The organism is Collinsella sp. AM20-15AC (genome assembly GCF_003471405.1).
Classification (GTDB): Bacteria; Actinomycetota; Coriobacteriia; order Coriobacteriales; family Coriobacteriaceae; genus Collinsella.
In genome coordinates, this window is record NZ_QRJA01000024.1 from 27,892 (window position 1) to 34,950 (window position 7,059).

The 7,059-nt window shown below is 56.4% G+C and carries 8 protein-coding genes and 1 tRNA gene; 4 read left to right on the plus strand and 5 right to left on the minus strand.

The genetic code is table 11. The annotated features are described in order from the left end of the window. On the plus strand, positions 1–447 hold a 447-nt coding region (locus tag DW233_RS08165; RefSeq protein ID WP_147357147.1), incomplete at its 5' end, for a sugar nucleotide-binding protein. A gap of 105 nt (positions 448–552) precedes the next feature. On the opposite strand, the gene DW233_RS08170 is transcribed toward DW233_RS08165, so the two are convergent. Then, the gene (locus tag DW233_RS08170; RefSeq protein ID WP_118267707.1) at positions 553–1,521 is read right to left on the minus strand and encodes a glycosyltransferase family 2 protein; all 969 of its coding nucleotides are present in this window, start codon (positions 1,519–1,521) and stop codon (positions 553–555) included. Positions 1,522–1,681: 160 nt separating this feature from the next. Between DW233_RS08170 and DW233_RS08175 the strand changes: the two genes are divergently transcribed. The 3 genes from DW233_RS08175 to DW233_RS08185 all read left to right on the plus strand — a co-directional run bounded on the left by DW233_RS08175 (position 1,682) and on the right by DW233_RS08185 (position 3,437). Continuing rightward, the gene (locus tag DW233_RS08175) at positions 1,682–2,527 is read left to right on the plus strand and encodes an ABC transporter permease (protein WP_233547970.1); all 846 of its coding nucleotides are present in this window, start codon (positions 1,682–1,684) and stop codon (positions 2,525–2,527) included. Positions 2,528–2,538: 11 nt separating this feature from the next. Further along, complete coding sequence (locus tag DW233_RS08180; RefSeq protein ID WP_022094777.1) at positions 2,539–3,306, plus strand: ABC transporter ATP-binding protein; 768 nt, start codon at positions 2,539–2,541, stop codon at positions 3,304–3,306. 54 nt (positions 3,307–3,360) lie between these two features. Then, a tRNA-Arg gene (locus DW233_RS08185) sits at positions 3,361–3,437 on the plus strand. 224 nt (positions 3,438–3,661) lie between these two features. Here the strand turns inward: DW233_RS08185 and glf are convergent. From glf to aroQ, 4 genes are all read right to left on the minus strand, one after another. Further along, entirely contained in the window at positions 3,662–4,786 is a 1,125-nt protein-coding gene (glf, locus tag DW233_RS08190; RefSeq protein ID WP_117639979.1) for a UDP-galactopyranose mutase, read from the minus strand. A gap of 164 nt (positions 4,787–4,950) precedes the next feature. After that, positions 4,951–5,952, minus strand: a complete 1,002-nt coding sequence (locus DW233_RS08195; RefSeq protein ID WP_118267709.1) for a translation initiation factor 2 — start codon at positions 5,950–5,952, stop codon at positions 4,951–4,953. Continuing rightward, positions 5,952–6,401 carry a DUF4869 domain-containing protein gene (locus tag DW233_RS08200; RefSeq protein WP_118267711.1) on the minus strand — a complete coding sequence of 150 codons (450 nt, stop codon included), beginning with the start codon at positions 6,399–6,401 and terminating at the stop codon, positions 5,952–5,954. The genes DW233_RS08195 and DW233_RS08200 overlap by 1 nt, the downstream gene beginning before the upstream one ends. Before the next feature lie 131 nt (positions 6,402–6,532). Then, complete coding sequence (aroQ, locus tag DW233_RS08205) at positions 6,533–6,970, minus strand: type II 3-dehydroquinate dehydratase (protein ID WP_118267713.1); 438 nt, start codon at positions 6,968–6,970, stop codon at positions 6,533–6,535. Positions 6,971–7,059: the final 89 nt, after the last annotated feature.

Below are 7,059 nucleotides of genomic sequence, written 5' to 3' on the forward strand. Positions count from 1 at the left end.
ATCATGCGCAGCTCCTGGGTCATCGGCGAGGGGCACAACTTCGTGAAGACCATGAAGGGGCTCTCCGACCGCGTCGCCGATCCGGAGGACAAGTTGGAACGGGTCACCGTCGTGGACGACCAGCTGGGCCGCCTGACCTTCACGCGCGACATGGCGCGGGCCATCTTCCACGTGCTGGGCTCGCACGCCCCCTACGGCACCTACGACTGCACCGGCTCCGGCGCCGTGAGGTCCTGGGCGGACATCGCCCGCGCCGTCTTCGAGGCCGCCAACGGCAACGGCGACAGGGTCGTGCCGGTCAGCACCGCCGACTACTACGCGAATTCCTCCGGCCCCGTCGCCCCGCGCCCGGTCCACTCCGCGCTCGACCTTTCCAGGCTCGAGTCGGTCGGGTTCCACATGCCCGACTGGGAGGAAGAGCTTGGGGAGTACCTCAAGACGCTCTAGCCGCTATCAACTTTTCGAGAGTAAAAGCCGCCGTTCTTTAACGGCGGCTTTTCTTGTTGATGGCTATCTGCGCAGTGGTGCCAATAGTATTTTGCGGAAGATCTTTCACTCGCTTGGCGTGGTGGCGGACCTGCCGAGCTGGTCGTCGTAGGCGTATTTGCTGTACACGTTGACCTCCCACTGCTTTTTTTCGACCTTTGCCACGGAATCGAGGACGAATCCGGTTGCAAGGCTCAGACCGCACAGGAACATAAACGACGCGGCGAGCATGGCGGTGGGGAAGCGCGGAACGAGGCCGGTGTGGAAATACTCGACAACGATGGGCATGCCCAGGGCGAGGCCGATCACCGCAAACAGAAGCGCTACGAGGCTGAAGAACTTCAGCGGGCGGTAGTCCTTGAACAGCGTGCCGATCATCGCGACGACTTTAATGCCGTCGCTCACGGTATTGAGCTTGGACTCGGAGCCTTCCGGACGGTCGCGGTACTCGATGGGCACATCTTTGATGCGCCAGCGGTGGTCGACGGCGTGGATCGAGAGCTCGGTTTCGATCTGGAAGCCCTCGGAAAGCACGGGGAAGGTTTTGACGAACGGGCGGCTCATGGCGCGGTAGCCGGTCATGACGTCATCGAAGCTGTAGCCATAGATCCACTTGATCATGGCGCGGACCAGATTGTTGCCAAAGCCGTGGAAGGCACGCTTGTTCTCCTCGGCGTAGGTGCCGTTGGAAAGGCGGTCGCCTACGGTCATGTCGGCCGTGCCGTTAAGGATGGGCTCGCAGAGGGCTTTGGCAGCCTCGGCGGGATAGGTGTCGTCGCCGTCGACCATCAGGTAGCAATCGGCGTCGATATCGCGAAACATCTGGCGGCACACGTTGCCCTTTCCCTGACGGGGCTCAAAGCGGACCGTGGCGCCGTGCTCGGTGGCGATGCGTGAAGTATCGTCCGACGAGTTGTTGTCATAGACATAGACCGTCGCTTGCGGAAGCTCGCGGTGAAAGTCGTCGATGACTTTGCCGATCGTGAGGGCTTCGTTGTAGCAAGGGATGATGACGGCGATGGATTCAGAATTCACTCAATGCTCCTTATACTTTCAATCCTTGAAAGTATAGCCGTTTGGGCTTGGCATCCTAAGATGTGGGTTAGTTCTCCAGTTTTGTTGCGCGAATCGTTTGCATGGCCGTCGGGTCTATACTGTTCGTTTGTCAACGATTACGAGTAAAGGAGTTGCATCCGTGTCGGATCAGACAAAGCAACAAGAAACTCGCAGTCTGCCTGCGACGTTTGCTAAGAACGAATTTGAGAAGGATGCGTTTATCCTTCGTCAGCTGGTTACCAAGGATTTTAAGATCAAGTATCGCCGTAGCGTTCTGGGTGTCGCATGGTCGGTGCTCAATCCGTTGCTGATGATGATCGTCATGGCCATCGTGTTCTCGACGATTTTTGGCCAGGGCCGCAATGGCTCAATGACGCCCGAGATGTACCCGCTGTACTTGATCGTGGGTAACATTACCTTTGCCGTCATGTCCGAGTCTACGAACCAGGCCCTGACGTCTATCGTGGGCGCTGCCCCTCTGCTCAAGAAGGTTAAGGTGCACCGCTGGGTCTTCCCGGTGCAGAAGGTGCTCTTCTCGCTGGTCAACTTTGCCTTCTCGCTGGTCGCCGTCGCCATCGTCATGCTGTGGTTCCGTGTTATGCCTTCTTGGCACCTGATTCTGCTGCCGGTCTGCCTACTGCTGCTTATGTGCTTCTGCATGGGCCTGGGCATGATGCTCTCCGCCCTCACGGTCTTCTTCCGCGATGTCATGCATCTGTGGAGCGTCGTCATTACGGCGTGGACTTACATCACGCCTATTTTCTGGACGACCGACTTCGTTGCGCAAATGCCGCATCTCGTGCGCATTCTGGTCTATGCGAACCCCATGTATAACTACCTGCAGTTTATGCGCGATATCTTCCTGTTCCAGACTACGCCCTCGCTTATGACGTTTGGTATGTGCGTTGCTTGGGCGGTTCTTGCGCTTGTTATTGGCTATACCGTGTTCCATAAGTCCGAGCGCAAGTTCATCCTCTACATCTAAGGAGTGCTGTGATGACTGAATCTGTTGTTGATTACAGCGAGCAGCCTCTGGCTGTCGAGGTCGACGACGTCACCATGATCTTTAACATGGCGTCCGAGTCGCTGACCAACCTCAAGGAGTACTTCATCAAGCTTGCCAAGCACGAGCTGTTCTTTGAGGAGTTTAGGGCGCTCAAGCATATCTCGTTTGATATTCATCGTGGCGAGGTCGTGGGTCTGGTCGGCACCAATGGCTCCGGCAAGTCTACGATGCTCAAGATTATCGCTGGCGTGCTTGAGCCTAGCGAGGGCAGCGTTAAGGTGCACGGTAATATTGCGCCTCTGATTGAGCTTGGTGCCGGCTTTGACCCCGAGCTGACCGCCCGCGAGAACATCTATTTGAACGGCGCCCTGCTCGGCTATACCAAGGAGTTCATCGATGCCAACTTTGACGGCATTATTGAGTTCGCTGAGCTGCAGAACTTTGTCGACATGCCGCTCAAGAACTTCTCCTCGGGTATGGTGGCGCGTATTGCCTTTGCAATCGCGACGATTACCGAGCCCGATATTCTGATCGTTGACGAGACGCTGTCCGTCGGCGATGTGTTCTTCCAGCAGAAGTGCGAGGACCGTATCCAGCACTTTATCCAGAGCGGCGACGTGACGGTTCTGTTCGTTTCGCACTCCATGGAGCAGGTTGAGCGCATCTGCCAGCGTGCCGTTTGGATCGAGAAGGGTGACCTTCGCATGGACGGCCCGGTCGATGAGGTCTGTAAGGCGTACCGCGAGCAGTTCAACTAGGTTATAATTACTTGCGCCTGACAGGCTTGCGCTTGCTTGGGCGTGCGGTTATATGCTCCATTAGCTCAGTTGGATAGAGCAGGGGACTTCTAATCCCAAGGTCGACGGTTCGAATCCGCCATGGAGCACCAGAGAGTTTTTGAAGACCCGGTTTAATGCCGGGTCTTTGCTATTTGGGCGCATGGGCATGCTATTGTTTAAACACAGACCCCAAGACATGGCGATGACTTGCGGCCATATTTGTTAATTTGGACTGTGGCGCGCTTTCATCGTCACAGAAAGATGCCCGGTGCAGCGTTCGCGCTGCACCGGGCATTCTGTTTGCTTATGATGGCTAGCTAATGCACCTTTGTCTCTACGCCTCCGTGGGCTCCACGCCCAGCTCGTTGCGGACGAGCTCGAAGGCGGCGGCGATGGCCTTGTCCATGTCGTAGTACTTGTAGCCGCCCAGGCGACCGGCGAAGATCACGTCGCCCTCCTGCGCCGCCAGCTCCTCGTACTGCTTGTAGAGGGCCTCGTTCTTGGCGTCGTTGATGGGGTAGTAGGGCTCGTCGCCGGGCTTCCAGTCGGCCGGGTACTCGCGCGTGATGACGGTCCTGTCCTGCGTGCCGAACTCGAAGTGCTTGTGCTCGATGACGCGCGTGTAGGGGACCTCGCGCTCGGTGTAGTTGACCACGGCCACGCCCTGGTGGTCGGCCTCGTCGAGGGTCTCGGTCTCGAAACGCAGGCTGCGGTACTCGAGCGTGCCCAGCTTGAAGTCGTAGAACGCGTCGATGGGGCCGCAGTAGATCGTCCTGGCGGCGATATCGGGCTCGGCGGCGGCCAGCTCCTTGTACTCCACGCCGCAGCGTACCTCGACGCCCTCGAGCATGTTGGCGACCATCTTGGTGTAGCCGCCCATGGGGATGCCCTGGTAGCGGTCGTTGAAGTAGTTGTTGTCGTAGGTGAAGCGGCAGGGGAGGCGCTTGATGATGCTTGCGGGCAGGTCCTTGCAGTCGCGGCCCCACTGCTTCTCGGTGTAGCCCTTCACGAGCGTCTCGAAGATGTCGCGGCCGACGAGCGACAGCGCCTGCTCCTCGAGGTTGGCCGGCTCTCCGATGTTCTCGGCGGCCACCTGCTCTGCGATCTTGGCCTTGGCGTCCGCCGGCGTGACGACGTCCGGCCACATCTTGGCGAAGGTGTTCATGTTGAAGGGCATGTTGTACATGTTGCCATGGAAGTTGGCTACCGGCGAGTTGACGTAGTTGTTGAACTCGGCGAAGCGGTTGACGTAGTCCCAGACGTCCCTCATGGAGGTGTGGAAGATGTGCGCGCCGTAGCGGTGGACCTGGATGCCCTCGACGTCCTCGGTGTAGACGTTGCCGGCGATGTGGTCGCGGCGATCGATGACCAGGACCGACTTGCCGGCGCGCCTGGCGGCATTGGCAAAGACGGCGCCCGAAAGGCCGGCACCGACGACGAGGTAATCGTACTGGGACATTGATGTGCTCCTTTGTATGTAATCAAACAGTTACTTAAGATTTGGGACAAATAAACCTGATAATTCTGTTCTAAGGATTAGTGTACCAGGCGTGTTGTAGGCTTTCTTTCAGCAGCTTCAGCTCATGTGCATAGCCCCGGTTTCTAGATGATTTAAAGAATCTGCTAATTCGTCTTCAAACACTCCGGTAAGACTTTCGATACGGCATTCATTGCCTGCGGCTTTAGGTACTGCTCGTTGAGTCGTGCCTTTTTGTAAGCGTAGCGAGTGTCTGCTGAGTATTTGACCAGCACATCGGTGAAGAACCGCTCCCAGCTTAAATAATCGCGACTTTCGATATAGCTTGAGGGTTCCTCGAGGATCTTGGGAATGTCGCTGCTGGGTATGAGCCCGGAGCGCAGAAGTGTCCACTCGAATGATTCCGGGAGGAACAAGCGAACGTTTTTGTAAACGCGCTGTCCCAGTACCTTTTCGATGTAGGGGCCAAACGCTGCGCCGTCTCCTATGGCAAGGATGTTTTTCTCGGGACATTCGTGAATCATTCGTTTTAGATTCGCTACGCCGGTAGCGGTATGGCAGGGGATTCCCAGTCGGTTGCAAAGGGCGCTGTAGAATTGATAGCCAGACTTGCTATCCTCGACAACTATGGCGTCGGGTACCTCGAATCCAACATTTAGATCCTGGTAAAGCATGTTTGCCGTGTGGCTGTATATCGGTTTTGTTACCGAGTAGAAGCGTTTATCGCTCTTTCGGCCATTGATTGTTTTACTCGTGGTGTTTACCAGCTTTAGGATTTCGTTGACACTGTAGGGGAGTTCGCTGGCGTCTCGACGAGATATCAGGACAAAATAGTTGGACGACCCGTTAACGGCTTTTGCGAAGTCTTTTGAGTAGATAAATTCGTTACCCTCATCTAAAAAGATTATTGAGTCCTCGATAATCGAAAGCTCGCGTTCCCAACGCCTGCCAGATAGCGTTTCACAGGGAACGTCACAACTGAGCGTGACGCCGCTCTCCGGTCCACGATCGTTGTAGTCGCGAATCATCGAGATGAGCGTCGTTTTGCCCGTGCCGCTGTTGCCGCGGATGAAGGAAATGTTGCGTTTAAAGGTGAGCGTGTACTTTACTTTTGCGCGCTCGACGACAACGGTATGTGTTCCCCTCATTACTCCTCAACATCCAAATAGTCATTGGTGGCTCCGACGAACTCCTGCATGTTCCTGACGATGCGGCCATCGTTATCGATGCGGATCTCAAATCGCTTCCAAGGGAATTTCATGATGTGGTAAAGGGTTACGAGGACATCTTGCTCCTTACCAATTTTGAGTAGCCAGCGGGCGCAGTTGTCTCCGCAGGTCGATGCGTTGAACACCATGTTTGGGAGATTGCGTACCAGCAGCAGCGTCTTAACGCCGCCAGATAGTTCGAGCGGGGTAATCGATCCCAACTGTTTGCTTACGATGTTGTGGGGACCGATCAACTCTGATCCGTCCACACTTTTAATGATCTGTGCAGCCATCGGGTCTTCGAACCATGAGTCCAGGTATGAGTTCCTAAAATAGGTCTCGGTGTCGTAGATGGAACCGGGGTAATCTCCCAGATGGATGCTGAGCATGCGAGTCTCCAGACGTTGTGTGGCTGCAACGATTATAAGCCAGTAATAAATTGCCGGCAGCAGTTAGGTTACTGCTGCCGGCACTGACTTTATTGGCGCGCGGATCGGCGTTGATAAATTTGCTCGCGAGGCTACTTTTCGAGATGCTCCCTCAGCAGCTCCAGCGCGTGGGCGTAGCCCATCAGGCCTTCGCCCGTAATGGTGGCGAAGCAGGCTAGGCGTGCGTAGCTCACTTGGCGGAAGTCCTCGCGGGTCTCGACGGCGCTGATGTGGACCTCGACGGCAGGGATGGCGACGGCCTTGAGGGCGTCGAGGATCGCCACGCTCGTGTGCGTGTAGGCAGCCGGGTTGATGACGATGCCGTCGACCTTGCCGTAGGCCTCCTGGATCTTGTCGACAATGCTGCCCTCGTGGTTGGACTGGAAGACCTCGACCTCGTCAAAGCCCTGCGCGGCGCCTGCCTCCTGGCAGATCTGGACCAGGCGGTCGTAGTTGTCGCTGCCGTAGATGCCCGGCTCGCGAATGCCGAGCATGTTGAGGTTGGGGCCGTTGATGACGAGTGCTTTCATGGTTGTTTCCTTTGCAGTTGGTCGATTTGGCAAGGCGGAATGAAAAACCACCACAAAGGTGCCTGTGAACTGCCTCCCATTTCTTGGAC